At 65.6% G+C, this 15,457-nt stretch carries 12 protein-coding genes; 6 read left to right on the top strand and 6 right to left on the bottom strand.

Annotated features, from left to right (window positions below; all coding sequences use genetic code 11):
* Nucleotides 1–7: 7 nt before the first annotated feature.
* From L1F06_RS12090 to L1F06_RS12100, 3 genes are read right to left on the bottom strand one after another with little or no spacing between them, the layout of a single operon-like run.
* The gene (locus tag L1F06_RS12090; protein ID WP_129482761.1) at nt 8–1,414 is read right to left on the bottom strand and encodes an NAD(P)/FAD-dependent oxidoreductase; all 1,407 of its coding nucleotides are present in this window, start codon (nt 1,412–1,414) and stop codon (nt 8–10) included.
* Nucleotides 1,415–1,457: 43 nt separating this feature from the next.
* Nucleotides 1,458–2,276, bottom strand: coding sequence for an AraC family transcriptional regulator (locus tag L1F06_RS12095; protein ID WP_129482762.1), 819 nt, complete (start codon nt 2,274–2,276; stop codon nt 1,458–1,460).
* Between the two features lie 54 nt (nt 2,277–2,330).
* Entirely contained in the window at nt 2,331–5,549 is a 3,219-nt protein-coding gene (locus tag L1F06_RS12100; RefSeq protein ID WP_129482763.1) for an EAL domain-containing protein, read from the bottom strand.
* Nucleotides 5,550–5,703: 154 nt separating this feature from the next.
* On the opposite strand from L1F06_RS12100, the gene L1F06_RS12105 reads away from it, so the two are divergent.
* On the top strand, nt 5,704–5,931 hold the full coding sequence (locus L1F06_RS12105; protein WP_012018556.1) for a DUF2970 domain-containing protein: 228 nt from the start codon (nt 5,704–5,706) through the stop codon (nt 5,929–5,931).
* Here the strand turns inward: L1F06_RS12105 and L1F06_RS12110 are convergent, their stop codons facing one another.
* The gene (locus L1F06_RS12110; RefSeq protein WP_129482785.1) at nt 5,932–6,918 is read right to left on the bottom strand and encodes an ABC transporter substrate-binding protein; all 987 of its coding nucleotides are present in this window, start codon (nt 6,916–6,918) and stop codon (nt 5,932–5,934) included.
* A gap of 517 nt (nt 6,919–7,435) precedes the next feature.
* Here L1F06_RS12110 and L1F06_RS12115 point away from each other — a divergent pair.
* From L1F06_RS12115 to L1F06_RS12125, 3 genes are all read left to right on the top strand, one after another.
* A complete protein-coding gene (locus tag L1F06_RS12115) occupies nt 7,436–9,094 on the top strand; it encodes a nitrite/sulfite reductase (RefSeq protein ID WP_129482764.1) in 1,659 nt (552 codons plus the stop codon).
* Nucleotides 9,078–9,575 (top strand): DUF934 domain-containing protein, encoded by a 498-nt coding sequence (locus L1F06_RS12120; protein ID WP_129482765.1) that lies wholly within the window; start codon nt 9,078–9,080, stop codon nt 9,573–9,575. Before L1F06_RS12115 ends, L1F06_RS12120 begins: the two co-directional genes overlap by 17 nt.
* Nucleotides 9,576–9,714: 139 nt before the next feature.
* A complete protein-coding gene (locus L1F06_RS12125) occupies nt 9,715–10,116 on the top strand; it encodes a transcriptional regulator (RefSeq protein ID WP_096826427.1) in 402 nt (133 codons plus the stop codon).
* Between the two features lie 86 nt (nt 10,117–10,202).
* Here L1F06_RS12125 and L1F06_RS12130 read toward each other — a convergent pair whose 3' ends face one another.
* Entirely contained in the window at nt 10,203–11,885 is a 1,683-nt protein-coding gene (locus L1F06_RS12130) for a DEAD/DEAH box helicase (RefSeq protein ID WP_012018551.1), read from the bottom strand.
* Between the two features lie 336 nt (nt 11,886–12,221).
* Nucleotides 12,222–13,001, bottom strand: a complete 780-nt coding sequence (locus tag L1F06_RS12135) for a spermidine synthase (RefSeq protein WP_003240122.1) — start codon at nt 12,999–13,001, stop codon at nt 12,222–12,224.
* Nucleotides 13,002–13,137: 136 nt separating this feature from the next.
* Between L1F06_RS12135 and L1F06_RS12140 the strand changes: the two genes are divergently transcribed.
* Nucleotides 13,138–14,466 carry a flavin-containing monooxygenase gene (locus L1F06_RS12140; protein ID WP_129482766.1) on the top strand — a complete coding sequence of 443 codons (1,329 nt, stop codon included), beginning with the start codon at nt 13,138–13,140 and terminating at the stop codon, nt 14,464–14,466.
* Nucleotides 14,467–14,468: 2 nt separating this feature from the next.
* Nucleotides 14,469–15,401: a bile acid:sodium symporter family protein gene (locus L1F06_RS12145; protein WP_129482767.1), complete on the top strand. Its 933-nt coding sequence runs from the start codon at nt 14,469–14,471 to the stop codon at nt 15,399–15,401.
* The last annotated feature ends 56 nt before the right edge of the window (nt 15,402–15,457 follow it).

Here is a 15,457-nt window from a genome sequence, read left to right on the forward strand (position 1 = left end):
CGCCGCCTCATTTCATCAGGCTTTCCATGCGCCCGGCCAGCGCCTGCGCCAGACGCCGACGCCAGGCCGGGCTGCGCGGGTCGGCCAGCACCCTGTCCTCATGCACGAAGCTGCGGATGATGGCGTTGTAGCCCAGCCAGCGGCAGGGTTCCGGCTCCCAGCGGCGCAGGCTGGCAACCGGGCTGTCGGGATGTACCCAGGGCTGGCGCAACAGCAGGCTGTCGCGGCCGAGGATGAGATCGGCCAGGGTCCGCCCGCCAAGGTTGCTGGCGCCCACGCCCTCGCCACCGTAGCCGCCGGCCAGGGCGATGCGGTTGCGCGTATCGCGCAGCATGTGCGGCTGGAAGCCCCGCGCCATGCCCAGATTGCCGCCCCAGGAATGGGTGAAGCGCACGTTGCGCAGTTGCGGGAAGAGCTCGGCCATCAGGTAACGGCGCAGGCCGAGCTCGTCCTCGGTCAGGTTGAAATCGCTGCGCAGGCGCCCGCCAAAACGGTAGCCACCGCGAGCACCGAAGATCAGGCGATCATCGCGGCTGCGCTGACCGTAGGTAACCTGCCGGCTGAACTCGCTGAAGGCCTGGCCACGCTCCAGGCCGATACCGGCCCAGACATCCGCCGGCAGCTGCTCGGTGGCGACGATCAGACTCTGTACTGGCAACTGGTGATTGCCCAAGGGCGCCAGAGTAGCGGCGTAGCCTTCGATGGCCGGCACCACCCAGTCTGCCGTGACGCGGCCGTGCGCAGTGCGCACCTGGCCCGGCTGCCAGTCGATCACCGGGCTGCGCTCGTGCAGCTCGACGCCCAGCCCTTCGACACAGCGCGCCAAGCCACGGGCCAGCCTGGCCGGCTGGATGGTCGCGCAGTGCGGGCTGTAGAGCGCGCCGTAGGCATTGGCCACGCGCAACTGCTCGGCCAGTTCGTTCGGCGCCAGCCATCGGTAATCGTCTTCGCTCAAGCCGAGCGCACGCAGCTCCCCGAGGTATTCACGCAGTCGAGCTTCCTGCTCGGGATAGCGGGCCGCGCAGTAAAGCACCCCACCCTTTTGCAGTTCGCAATCGATGCCTTCGCGGCTCGCCACTGCGGCCACTTCGTCAGGGATGCCATGCAGCAGCTCGAAAGCGGCCTTGCGCTCGGCAGTCGGCAAGCCCGCCAGCAGACGATCCTCACCCAGCAGATTACCCATCAGCCAGCCGCCATTGCGCCCGGAGGCGCCGAAACCGGCAGTCTCCGCCTCCAGTATCACCACCTGTAGCTGCGGCGCCTGACGCTTGAGGTAGTAGGCCGTCCACAGTCCGGTATAACCGGCGCCGACAACCACCACATCCGCCTGCAGGTCGCCCTGCAAACTGGCGCGCGGCTGCAGCGGCTCCTCGAGCTGATCCATCCACAGGCTGATGTTGCGCCAGGGGTTCATCCGTACCTCCGTCATATCCATGGCGCAAGGCTAGCGCCAGCGCTCAGCGGCCGTCTTGCGTGCGCGCCCGCAAGGAAAGCTGCTTGAGATAGGCCTTGGGAGAAAGCCCGGTATGACGCCGAAAGCAGCTGTAGAACGCCGATAGCGAGTTGAAGCCGGCAGCGAATGCCAGCTCGTCGATACGCACCGGGTCGCTGTCAGCCTCGAGCCCCGCCAGCAGGTACTGCAGGCGCACGCGATTGACGTAACGGTAAAAGCTTTCACCGAGCACCTGATTGAGCAGGTGGGAAACCTGGTTGCGGCTGTAGCCGGTGGCCGTCGCCACCTGCTGCAGGTTCAGCTCGGGGTCGAGAAAGGGCTGGCTGCGCTGGAAATAGTCCTGCAGGTCCTGCGCCATCTGCCCGAGCTGGCGGCTCGACAGCCCCAGGCGACTGATCGCCGGCCGCGCACCGGGCGCACCGAGCGGCTGCCGTTCGCGCATCAGGGTGGCGTACTCGTTGACGCGCCAGATCAACCCGTCGCGTACGGTGATGGCCTCGCCGGTGCAGAACGACACCAGCCCCTCGCTGCCTTGCACACGGGTGCGGTACTGGATGAATGCGGTGTGACCGTCGATGCGGATGCGGTCGAAGTGCTCCAGCGACTCGCCGGGATGGCGCGGCAGGTTGCCGGCGACGTAGGCGCGCAGCTCGGCCAGCTGCATGCTGCGCTGCTGGTAGAAATCGTTGTACTCCACCTGCGGGTGATACAGCGCCAGCACGGCCTCCAGATCGCGCTGCTTCCAGCTCAGGTGATAGCGCAGGATGATCTGGCGGGTGCGCTCGGTCTGCGCGGTATCGTCGGGAAAGTCGTCGTCGAACATGGTGGGCATCGTTCCGGGGGCGCGGCGCAGCTTGCCCGATTCACCCTGCGCGGGTCAAAGCGCCGCCACGCCAAGCCAGTCCTCCAGGCTCACGGGCTTCTGCACGCCATATCCCTGCACGTAATCCACCCCCATTTCCAGCAGACGCGCGCGGATGGCAGGCGTTTCAACGTATTCGGCGATGGTCTGCCGCCCCAGGGCGTGGGCGATCTCGTTGATCGAGCGAACCATGGCCAGATCGCTGGAGGAGCGCTCGATCTCCCTGACGAAGCTGCCGTCGATCTTCACGTAATCCACCGGCAGGCGCTTGAGGTAGTCGTAGCTGGAGAAGCCCACGCCGAAGTCATCGATCGAAAAACTGCAGCCAGCGCGCTGCAGGTGGCGCACCAGATCGGCGGTCTTGGCCAGGTTGGAGACCGCCGCCGTTTCGGTCAGCTCGAAGCAGATGCGCCGCGGGTCGACCCGGTAGCGCTCGAACAGGCTCTCGATGAACCCCAGCAGCTTGTCGTCGTTCAGGCTGCTGCCGGACAGATTGATCGACAGCGCACTGCAGCGGCCCCAGAGGTCAGGATGTCGATCGAGCACGGCGAAGATGTGGCGCAGCACCCAGCGATCGACCTTGTTCATGCGGTGATAGCGTTCCGCGGCCGCGATGAAGTCCTGCAGTTGCAATTCGTTCTGCATCACCAGCAGCAGCTCGTAGTGCGGCAGCTCGCTGGATTGTCCTGCCGTCGGCGCAATCTGCTGTACGCGCAGCGCCAGGTCCTCGCGCTCGACGATGTCGTCGACCCGCGCGGCAATGGCCAGCAGGCCGATGCGACTGTCGTCACTGGCCATGCTGAAGCAGTGCACGCGATTGCGCCCGGCTTCCTTGGCGGCGTTGCAGGCCGATTGCAGCTCGCAGAACAGATTGGCGACGTCATGCCGCTGCGCCGCCTCGACCACCCCGACGCTGAGCGTGATGCCATGCTTGCGCGTTTCCCAGACGAAGCCCTCGCTCTCCACTTCGCGGCGCACCTGCTCGGCCAGATCCGCTGCCTGGGCTTCGTTGCACCCGGGCAACACCGCCGCGAAATCCACTCCGCCGACCCGTGCCAGGCAGCTGGCCTGAGGCAACCAGCGCCGCAGCAGCTCGCTGACGCGACCGAGACAGGCGTCGCCGGCATGCGGCCCGGAGTGGGTATTGATCAGGGCGAACTGGTCGAGGTGCAGCATGAGGAAGGCGTGCCGACTGCGGCTGGCCAGGCTCTGCGCAAGCGCGGACTCGAAAGCGCGGCGGTTGTGCAGACCGGTCAGCTCGTCATGACTGCGGGCATGGGCGACCTCGCGATACAGGCGCCCTACTATGTCCTGCAGGGTTCTTTGCACCAGGCTGTCGGAATCGCGACTGCCCTCTTCTATCAGCAACTGTCCGCTGGCCAGCTCGGCGACCAGTGCCTGCTCGGTGAAACATCCACTCTCGCGGCCCTGACGGTCGACCAGCACGTAGTGATCCATCGCCGGGTTCTTCCACACCAGGCGATGCACCTGGCCGTTCGCATCCTGCAGGCGAGCCCCCTCATGGAGCTGCTCCAGGCGCTCGCCCCAGCGCTGCAGTTCGTCTGCCAGCACCGGCCGGGCCCCTGGCAGATGCTCTGGGATCGCCAGTTGCACGGGCGCCTCACCGAGCAGCTGTTGGCGCAACCTGGCCAACACCGGGCCGTACTGGAAGCTGCCGGCACCGAAGGCCTCCATGCGCCGTTTGAGCACCTGCAACTGATGCTCGACCTCCGCGGCATAGGCCTCGGGATCGCCGCGAAAAGGCTCCTTGGCCCGTTCGTTGAGGCGCGTACAGAGCATCCCGGTCAGGGACATGTCCAGGCGCCAGGTCAGGTTCTGTCGGCCCAGGCGGATCAGTTCATGCACCAGCAGGTCGCGCCAGCCGGCGTCCAACCACTCCAGCAACAATCTGGGCACGCTCTCCTCGCCATGCAGCTCCCGCAGCGCGTCGGCAAGCTCCCGCTGGGCCTGTTTGAGGGTGTCCTGGCCCTTGTGCAATTGCTTGACCCGCTCGGCATTCTGCCGATAGCTGCGCTGCTGCTGGTCGATCAGTTCGTCCAGCTCCGCGGCGTGCACGGCGAAGCTCCGGTTGTCACCGTCATAGCCGGCGATGATCTGCTCGATCACCTCGTGCACCCGGCCTTCCAGCGCGGGGTTGGCCGGTTCGCAGTGATCACCCAGGCGCAGCACACGATCCAGGGTGGCACGCACCGGGTGATTGCTGTCGGCCAGGGCGGCCGGCTCTTTCAGCATCGCCTGCAATACCGGTAGCAGCAGGCGCTCGATGCCTGGCTTGAGCGCCGGCGCCAGGCCGTCATCTTGTGTCAGATGCTGGAACACCTCGCTCACCAGCTGGGTGTCCTCCTGCTGGCGCAGGCTGAGGGCACAGTCCTGTTGCCGAAATTGCTCGAGCAGTGCCTGCGCCGTCCAGCCACCGCTCGGCACCGGCTGGCTGCGCAAGCGACCGAGCAGTGCCGCGGGGATCTCGCCATGCGTCTGGGCCGCCTGGACGGGCGGCGACGCTGCAGGCTGGCTGCGCCGCAGTTGCTGGATGGCCTGATAGGTGGCGGACGCCGCCTCGGCCCGTGGCGGCGTCGTGTGGGCACGCGCTGGCGCAAGTTCGGCGCTGAGCGGCTCGATCCGCTGTGCGGCGAACTGCTCGACCAGCGCCTGCATGTAAGGCTGCAGCAAGTCCGGCAGCAGGCGTCCGGCTTCGCTCAGGTAGAGGGCGCGCACGCCGAGCGGTTGATTGCGCAGGCGTAGCTCGGCCTGCAGCTGACGCAGGAGAAATTCGAACGATAGGGGGTTGTCCGCATCGGCCAGAGGCTCGCCGGCCAGACGGTTGAAACAGCCGCAGACCCGCCACTCACGTACCCCGAGGCTTTCGCGCAAGGTGCGCACCAGGCGCCGCGCGAGCAGCATGTCGTCGACTTCCTCATCGTCCACCAGGCTCCACTCGCTGCGACTGTCGAGCACGGCGGCCTGCTCCGGAAGAGCCAGCAGCCCCCCGCAGATGCCCTGCACGCAGCTGGCGATGGCGCGCTCCTGCTGATTGCGGCAAAAGCGCATGAAATGCTCGCAGGCCTGCGCTTCTTCATTGGAAAAGGCGCGCAAGCGCTGCTCTGCCAGCGCCTGCTCCAGTGCCAGACAGAGTTGCCGCAGCGCATCAGGCAGATACTGGCGAACCAGCGCACCGAGTGCCTCACCGAGCGCGCGGGGTAACGGTCTGGGCATCACGGGCAACGCTCCTGCCTGCAGTGGCTCCCTGTGCTTGACTATAGCCGTTTGCCACCCGTTGGCTAAGCGCTCCTCGGCCTATGCCGGCGGCGCTGCAGCGGCCGCTGCGGCCAGACAGCGACTATGCTCAGGGGAGACCGGGAGAGCACCTATGAACGAGCCAGACAAACAACAGCCACCACCGCCCCTGACGCTATGGGAAATGCTGCAGAGCGTGCTGGCCGCCGCACTGGGGGTACAGAGCGGCAAGAACCGCAGCCGCGACTTCAGCCGCGGCAAGCCCAGTCACTTCATTCTGCTCGGGCTGATGTTCACCGGGTTGTTCGTGCTGGTACTGCTGGGGGCGGTCAAGTTGATCCTGCACCTGGCCACCGGCTGATCAGCGCAGCAGGCTGTCGATGGAACAGGCGTAGCGGCTCATCTGCGGTCGTTGGGTGGCGCTGAAAGTACGGAAATCCAGGCCGATGTCGTCCTGGTCGAGGCGAGTGAGCAGGCGCTCGGCATCCTTGTCATCGATCAGGCGCAGCAGGCTGGCCACCTGGTCCTTGCCACCACGCTCGGCGAAATCGAGCCCCCTGGAATGATCGTAGAGCATCACCAGGGCGCATCCCCCGAGAATGAAATGGCCGCTGGCCAGCACCTCGATACGCCTCTCGATACGTGCCTGCAGCACACGGTGGGAATTGTTCAGCGCCGCGTAGTGCAGGCGGCGGCCCTGCTCCTCGGCCGCCTGCATGACACCGAAGGCCATTTCGTCGTTGGCCGCCCACACCAGGTTGAGATTCGGATAGCGCGGCAGCAGCGCCTGCGCCTGCTCGTAGGCACGTTGCTGACGCCACTCGCCATACAGCATCTGCTGCAGACGAACATGCGGAGCCTCGGCCAGGGCTCGCTCCAGCCCTGCGACGCGCAAGGTCGCCGAGGGCGTCTGCTTGATGCCGGTGAACGCCAGCATTTCCGCAGGCTTGCCGTCTGTCAGGGCGATCAGCGCACGCGCCATCAGGTAGCCGGCCTCCTCATCGTTGGGTACCAGGCTACCCAGCCAGTGCCGGTAGCGCTCCCGGCTGCCGCCGGCCAGCGCCTGCTGCTCAGGGGTAAGGGTGCTGTGCAAGGCGAACAGACGCACCTCGCTGTCCTCGAACAGGCGCAGGATCTCTGGCCCGGTGAACTGCTCATTGACGAAGATCAGGTAATCGGGATGCTTGCCAGCCAGGACCTGATGGGCATTGTCGAGGATACGGGCATTGTCGCGCTGGCCGTAGAGAACGCGCAGCTCGACGCCCAAATCGTCGGCTGCGTCCTGCATGTAACGCGAATAGGCGACCCAGAACGGCTCGTCGCTGTATCCCGGGTTGAGAAACACCATGGAAACCGGCCGCTGCTGCGCGCCAGCAAGGCAGCAGCACCCCATGAGCAACAGCCCCAGCATCCACCTGATCACGACGCCCCTCCCCGAGAACCGGGCGCAGTATAAAGGCATAAACGCAAAAAGGCCGCCCGCCAAGACGGGTCGGCCTCTGCAAGCGCGTCGAAGACTACTGGCCGCTGACCCAGAACACCGCCGTGGCAACGGCGATCAGGATCAGGCTCAATATGGCCCACGCATCGATGAGGCTGTCGGATTTCTCCGGTTCACTGTGCTCGCTCATGACTCCCCCTATTCTTGTGCTTGTGGGTAATGCACTGTGCATTTAAGACCAGGCTTGGCCAACGCTCAAACCATATGGTTATGCTCTGAGACAGTCTTATTCCCTAAACCTAGGTTTATATATTCAAACATCACTTTTACGCATAAACCTGAGCTGGTATCGTGCCCCGGCTCCTCGGGAGTGCGCGGCCGTGCGCGCTGATTGGCAGTAAGTAGCCTGACAACAGGACCCTTCATGTACGTTTATGACCAGTACGATCAACAGATCGTCGAGGATCGCGTCAAGCAGTTCCGCGATCAAACCCGCCGCTACCTTGCCGGAGAGCTGAGCGGCGAGGAATTCCGTCCGCTGCGCCTGCAGAACGGTCTGTATATCCAGCGTTTCGCGCCGATGCTGCGCGTTGCCGTGCCTTATGGCCTGCTGTCGTCCACCCAGGTGCGCATGCTGGCCAAGATCGCCCGCGACTACGACAAGGGTTACGCGCACATCAGTACCCGGCAGAACGTGCAGTTCAACTGGCCGGACCTGGAAGACGTGCCGGAGATCCTTGCCGAGCTGGCCACCGTGCAGATGCACGCCATCCAGACCAGCGGCAACTGCATCCGCAACACCACCACCGATCAGTTCGCCGGCGTGGCCAAGGACGAGATCGTCGATCCGCGCCCCTGGTGCGAGATCATCCGCCAGTGGTCGACCTTCCACCCCGAGTTCAGCCATCTGCCGCGCAAGTTCAAGATCGCCGTCAACGGCGCCGTGAGCGACCGCGCCGCCATCGAAGTGCATGACATCGGTCTGGAAGCGGTGAGGAACGAGGCCGGCGAGCTGGGCTTCCGCGTTTCCGTCGGCGGCGGCCTGGGCCGTACCCCGATCGTCGGCAGCTTCATCAACGAATTCCTGCCCTGGCAGCACCTGATCAGCTACCTCGACGCCATCCTGCGTGTGTACAACCGCTATGGCCGTCGCGACAACAAGTACAAGGCGCGCATCAAGATCCTGGTCAAGGCGCTGACCCCCGAGGTGTTCGCCGAGCGCGTGAATGCCGAGTGGGCGCACCTCAAGGACGGCCCGACCACCCTGACCGAAGCCGAAGTCGCCCGCGTCGCCGCGCATTTCGTCGACCCATCCTACCAGACCCTGCAGGACGAAGACGCCCTGCTCGCCCAGCAGGACGCCGAACACCCGGGCTTCGCCCGCTGGCGCCAGCGCAATACCTTCGCCCACAAGAAGCCCGGCTACGTCGCGGTGACCCTGTCGCTCAAGCCCACCGGCGTGGCGCCGGGCGACGTCACCGACAAGCAGCTCGACGCCATCGCCGACCTGGCCGATCGCTACGCCTTCGGTGAAGTGCGCAACAGCCACAACCAGAACATCATCCTCGCCGACGTCGAGCAGCGTCAGCTGCTGACCCTGTGGGGCGAGCTGCGCGAACAAGGCTTCGCTACGCCGAACGTAGGCCTGCTGACCGACATCATCTGCTGCCCGGGTGGCGACTTCTGCTCGCTGGCCAACGCCAAGTCGATTCCGGTGGCCGAAGCCATTCAGCGCCGCTTCGACGACCTCGACTACCTGTTCGACATCGGTGATATCGACCTGAACATCTCCGGCTGCATGAACGCCTGCGGTCACCACCACGTGGGCCATATCGGCATCCTCGGCGTGGACAAGAAAGGTCAGGAGTTCTACCAGGTATCGCTCGGCGGCAGCGCCGGTCGCGAAGCCAGCCTGGCGCAGATCCTCGGCCCCTCCTTCGCTCAGGACGACATGCCGGACGTGATCGACAAGATCATCAAGGTCTACGTCGAGCAACGCACCGAAGAAGAAAGCTTCCTCGACACCTACCGCCGTGTCGGTATCGACCCGTTCAAGGAGCGCGTCTATGCAGCGAATCATTAAGAACGGTCAGGTGGTCGACGAAACCTGGCACCTGCTGGCCAAGGACGTGACCCTGGACGTCATTCCCAACTGCGACGACATCATCGTCCCGCTGGCCCTGTGGCGCGAGCATGCCCATGCGCTGAAAGCCCGCGACGGCGGCCTCGGCGTATGGCTGGAAGCCGGCGACGAGGTCGAGGAAATCGCCGATGACCTGGCGCACTTCCAGGTTATCGCCCTGGAATTTCCGGCCTTCACCGACGGCCGTCACTCCTCCACCGCCTACCTGCTGCGCACCCGCTACGGCTACAAGGGCGAAATCCGCGCCATCGGCGACGTGCTGCGCGATCAGCTGTTCGCCCTCAAGCGCGTCGGCTTCGATGCCTTCGCCCTGCGCGCGGACAAGGACCCGTTTGATGCGCTGAAGGCCTTCGAGGACTACAGCGAGGTCTATCAGGCTTCGGCCGATCAGCCGCAACCGCTGTTCCGTCGCCGCGCCTGATCAGCGCTGGCAGAAGCGAACGAAACGCCCCGACTGGTTCGGGGCGTTTTGCTTTGCATGGACCGCTCGGCAATTGGGTCGAACCGTACCGCGTCAGTGAAGTCGGACCCTATAAGCCCATCGCTTAGGGAGTACCGCCATGAAACATGACTGGGACCTGATCGAACGCCTGCTGCACGAGGCGCAGAACTCCGCCGGCAAACCCTTCGCCCCGCGCCGTTATGCCGAAGAGCTGGCCGAGGAGCACGAAAATGCCGGTGAGCACGTGGACAATCTCGACCACCTGCGCGCCGAAGCCGCCCGCTACGAGGCCCGCCTGCTGCACAACGGCTTTATCGAGCCGCGCCCGGAGGAAGAAGGCGGCAACGGCGAGAACTTCATCCTCACCGCGCGCGGCGCACAATTGCTGAGCATGCTCGACAGCAGCATCCCCGGCAGCGAGCACCCGCGCGAAGTGCTCGACGAGGCTGGCGAAGCGGCGCTGACGCCCGAGGTGTTCGACCGCCTGGCGCCCAAGGCCAATCTCAGCGAAACCGGCTGACAGGCTGGCGCACAAACAAAAACGCCGCGCCCTGTGCAGGGCGCGGCGTTTTGCTGATCCAGCGGCAAGGCATCGAGCCTGGTGGATCAATCCTCGCGGTAGCGACGCAGTTTCAGCGCCTTGCCGGCCACGCGGGTGTCCTTCAGCTTGCCGAGCAGACGGTCCAGACCATCTTCCGGCAGCTCGACCAGACTGAAGGTCTCGCGGATCTGGATGCGACCGATGGCTTCGCGCGCCAGGCCGCCCTCGTTGAGGATGGCGCCGAGCAGGTTCTTCGCGGCGATGCCGTCGCGAGTGCCCAGCGCGGTACGGCAGCGTACACGACCCTCGGCCAGCGGCAGCGGCGCACGGCGCTCGCGGTATTCACCGCGCTCGCCGCCACGATCACCATCACGCTCGCGACGCTCACGCGGCGCACCACCAACGCCCGGCACCAGCGGCTGCTCGCGCTCGACGCTGGCCAGATCCAGCGCCTGACCGTTGGTGGCCTTCTTCAGCAGCGCGGCGGCCAGCGCGCGCGGGCTGCAGCCGATGTCGGCGGTCAGGCGGTCGAGCAGTTCGCCATGGCTGGCTTCGGCGTCCGCGACCAGCGGCGCCAGGCTGCTGGTCAGCTTCTTGATACGGGCATCGAGCACCTGCTGGGCGTTCGGCAGCTTGACCTCGCCCACCTTCTGCCCGGTGACACGCTCGATCACCTGCAGCATGCGGCGCTCGCGCGGGGTCACCAGCAGCAGCGCACGGCCGTCGCGACCGGCGCGGCCGGTACGGCCGATACGGTGTACGTAGGATTCCGGGTCGTACGGCATGTCGACGTTGAACACGTGGGTGATGCGCGGCACGTCGATACCACGGGCGGCGACGTCGGTGGCGACGACGATGTCCAGACGACCGTCCTTGAGCGACTCGATCACGCGCTCGCGCTGGTTCTGGGCGATGTCGCCGTTCAGCGCAGCGGCCTTGAAGCCCTTGGCTTCCAGCGCGGAGGCCAGATCCAGAGTGGCCTGCTTGGTGCGCACGAAGGCGATCAGCGCGTCGAAATCCTCGACTTCCAGCAGACGCAACACGGCGTTGGTCTTCTGGTCGGCGTGGATCATCAGGTGCGCCTGCTCGATGCGCGAGACGGTCTGGGTCTTGGCCGCGATCTTGATGTGCTGCGGCTCGCGCAGATGCTTCTCGGCGATGGCGCGGATCGAATGCGGCAGCGTGGCGGAGAACAGCACGCTCTGGCGGCTTTCCGGCATGGCTTCGAAGATGATTTCCAGATCGTCCATGAAGCCCAGCTTGAGCATCTCGTCGGCTTCGTCGAGCACCAGGTGCTGAATGGTGGACAGCACCTTGTCGTCACGACGCAGGTGGTCGACCAGACGGCCCGGCGTGGCCACGATGATCTGTGCGCCCATGCGCAGGGCCTTGAGCTGCGGGCCCATCGGCGCGCCGCCGTAGACGGCGACGACGTTCACGCCCGGCATCTGCTTGGAATAGGTTTCAAAAGCGGTGGCCACCTGCAGGGCCAGCTCGCGGGTCGGGGCGAGGATCAGCACCTGCGGCTCGCGCTTGGCCGGGTCGATCTTGCTCAGCAGCGGCAGGGCGAAGGCGGCGGTCTTGCCGGTACCGGTCTGCGCCTGGCCGATCATGTCGTGGCCGGCGAGGATCACCGGAATGGCCTGCGACTGGATCGGAGACGGCTCTTCGTAACCGACGGCGGTCAGAGCGGCGAGAATATTGGGATGAAGTCCGAGCGCGGCAAAGCCGCCGATTTCCTGGGTCATGGGTCTGCCTCAAGTGCATCCGCAAAGACCCATGTTCCAAAGCTGCGCATGCCGTGTAAGACCTTGTGGGTCACCCTGGCAGCCTGGTTCGGCGGGGATTTGCGAAAACGTGATGAAAGTGAATCGTCAAGGATAGTCCGCAGCGGGACCGGCTGCCGAAGTCGAGCTCCGGGCGAATTGCACTACCTGAACGTGGCCAGAAAATTGGCCGGCGCGCACTATACCGGAAAACCGGGCTCAGGTGCTGTTTTTTATGGCCAGGCCGCTCTGGCAACGAGAGCTCTGCCCGGCGCAGCGCCCGCAATAGCCGCTTTCAGCCCCTTTCGCAGATGCGCATCAGGTAGCCGGACGTAGCGCCTCGATCAGCGGCTGCAGCGAATAGCCGAGGCGCGGTGCCAGCTCGCCGGCTCGCACCTGCAGGCGGCCAAGATCGAGCGGCTGGTCGAGATCGGCGGGTATCAGCAATACCACGTTGCCCTCCTTCACCGGGCATTCCCAGTAATGGCGGTGATACAGGCCGCGCAGCAGCGCCGCGCCGAGCGGCTTGCCGTCGTTGCCGGCCCATTGGTTGATGATCAGCCAGCCACCGGGATTGAGCTTCTCCCGGCAATGCTCGAGAAACCGCCAGGCCAGATGGCCGGCGCCGGGGCCTTGATCGGTGTACAGATCGAGGAAGATCAGATCCGCGGTTTCGGCGCTGTCGAGCAGTTCGGTGGCGTCGCCGATGCGGATGGTCAGGCGCGGATCGTCATCCAGGCCGAGAAACTCCATGGCCAGGCGCGGCACGTCCGGACGCAGTTCGATGGCCTCGACGTCCTCCAGCGGCAGGAACTTCAGGCAGGCCTGGGTCAGGTTGCCGGCGCCCAGGCCGAGAAACAACGCCGTTTCCGGCGCGTCGTGGCACAGCGCACCGAGCAGCATGGCGCGGGTGTAGTCGTACTCCAGCCAGCTCGGATCGCCCTGGAACACGCAGCTCTGCTCGATGGCATCACCGAACTCGAGAAAGCGATAGGCGCCGATCTGCACCACGCGGATCACACCGAAGGCATCGCGCACTTCGGCCAGCAATACCTCATCGAGCATCTGCATTTCGTCGCTCGGCGGCAATCCGGGCATGGACCATTCTCCAACAGTGACATCCCGCACCATGGGCGACGGGGCAAAGGCGCCGATTGTCATTGAAGGCGGCGCTGCGGGTCACGCAATAATTCCAGCACTTGCGTTGGCCAACATAACAATAACGAGGTTCGCCATGTACGCCATCATAGGTGCCGGCCCGACAGGGCTGTGCGCGGCCCGGCAACTGAAGAGGCACGGCATCGATTTTGTCGGCTTCGAACTGCACAGCGATGTCGGCGGCCTGTGGGACATCGACAACCCGCACAGCACCATGTACCACTCGGCGCACCTGATTTCCTCCAAGGGCACTACCGAGTTTCGCGACTTCCCCATGCGCCCCGAAGTGGCTTCCTACCCGCATCACAGCGAAATGCGCCGCTACTTTCGCGACTATGCCCGGCAGTTCGGCCTTTACCAGCACTACCAGTTCGACACCCGCGTGGTGCAGCTGCAACGCCTGGACAAGGGCTGGACGCTGGTCAGCGAGCGCAACGGCGAACAGCGCGAATGGCGCCTCGATGGCGTTCTGATCGCCAACGGCACCCTGCATACGCCCAACCTGCCATCCCTGCCCGGCCACTTCGCCGGTGAGGTGTTGCACTCCAGCGCCTACAAGAGCGCCGATATCTTCGCCGGCAAACGCGTGCTGGTGGTCGGCTGCGGCAACTCGGCCTGCGATATCGCGGTCGATGCCGTGCATCGCGCCGCCTCGGTGGATCTGTCGGTACGGCGCGGCTACTACTTCCTGCCCAAGTTCATCCTCGGCAAGCCCACCGACACCTTCGGCGGAGCGATCAGGCTTCCGCGCCGGCTCAAGCAGCTGCTCGATGGACTGCTGGTGCGCGCTCTGGTCGGCAAACCTTCGCAGTACGGCCTGCCCGATCCTGACTACCACCTGTATGAATCGCACCCGGTGATGAACTCGCTGGTGCTGCACCATATCGGCCATGGCGATATCCGCGTGCGCGGCGATATCACGGCGATAGACGGCCACAGCGTCACCTTCGCCCATGGCGCACGGGCCGAGTACGACCTGATCCTGCTGGCCACCGGCTACAAGCTCGACTATCCCTTCATCGAGCGCAGCGAGCTGAACTGGCCGGAGGGCGCAGGCGCGCCGCAGCTGTATCTCAACGTCTTCCACCCGCAGCGTGACGACCTGTTCGTGCTCGGCATGGTCGAGGCCTCCGGTCTCGGCTGGCAGGGGCGCGACGAGCAGGCCGAACTGGTGGCGCTGTACATCCGCCAGCTGCAGGCCGGCAGCCCGGCGGCACAGGTTCTGCGCCAGACCATCCGCGAGCAGGCCGGCCAGCGCCTGGATGGCGGCTACCGCTACCTGCCACTGGAGCGCATGGCCTACTACGTGCACAAGGACAGCTATCGTAGACGCATCGCCGCGCACAGTGCCGCCCTGCGGCGCGAGCTGAGCGAGAGTGCCTACGCGGCCACCCAGGGAGCCTGAACGTGGAACCGGTGACGATCGCCTTCGACCCCAGCAGCCTGGTGCTGATCAATCTGATCGTCGCGCTGATGATGTTCGGCGTTTCTCTCGATCTGCGCGCCGATGATTTTCGCCGCATCGCTCGCGCGCCACGCGCCCCGCTGCTCGGGCTGCTGGCGCAGTTTCTGCTGTTGCCGGCACTGACCTGCCTGGCCTGCTGGGGGCTGGGCATCGAGCCGGAACTGGCCCTGGGCATGATGCTGATCGCGGCCTGCCCCGGCGGCAGCTTTTCCAACATCATGACCTGGCTGGCGCGGGGCGATGTCGCGGTCTCGGTGAGCATGACGGCGGTATCGAGCCTGGCCGCCAGCCTGCTCACACCGCTGAATTTCGCCCTGTACGCCTGGCTCAACCCCTACACGCGGCCGCTGCTGACGCAGATCGCCCTCGACCCGCTGGGCTTGCTCGCGCTCGTGCTGCTGGTGCTGGCCCTGCCACTGCTGGCAGGCATGTGGGTGGGGCGGCGCTTTCCACGCCTCGCGCAGCACCTGGAAAAGCCCCTGCGCCTGTTCGCCCTGCTGGTGATGCTGGGTTTCGTCGCCCTGGCGTTCAGCCGCAATCTGGAGCAATTCACCCGCCACTTTCACCTGTTCTTCTGGCTGGTGGTGGCGCACAACGCGCTGGCGCTGGGCATCGGCTATCTCAGCGCACTGATCGGCGGGCTACCGGCAGGCGAGCGCCGCGCCGTGACCCTGGAAGTGGGCATTCAGAACTCGGCGCTGGGCCTGGTGATCATCTTCACCTTCTTCCCCCAGGCCGGCGGCATGCTGCTGATCGCCGCCTTCTGGGGCTGCTGGCACCTGGTGTCGGGCCTGGCCCTGGCATGGCTCTGGTCGCGCCGCCCACCCGAGCCCGCGCCGCTGCTGCTCGCGCAGCCCGGCCTCAGGGACGAGTGACCTGCAGATCGGGCGCGTGCAGCGCCCCGCGTCGTTGCGCCCGGGGCTGCGCTAGG

The organism is Pseudomonas hydrolytica (assembly GCF_021495345.1).
GTDB lineage: Bacteria > Pseudomonadota > Gammaproteobacteria > Pseudomonadales > Pseudomonadaceae > Aquipseudomonas > Aquipseudomonas hydrolytica.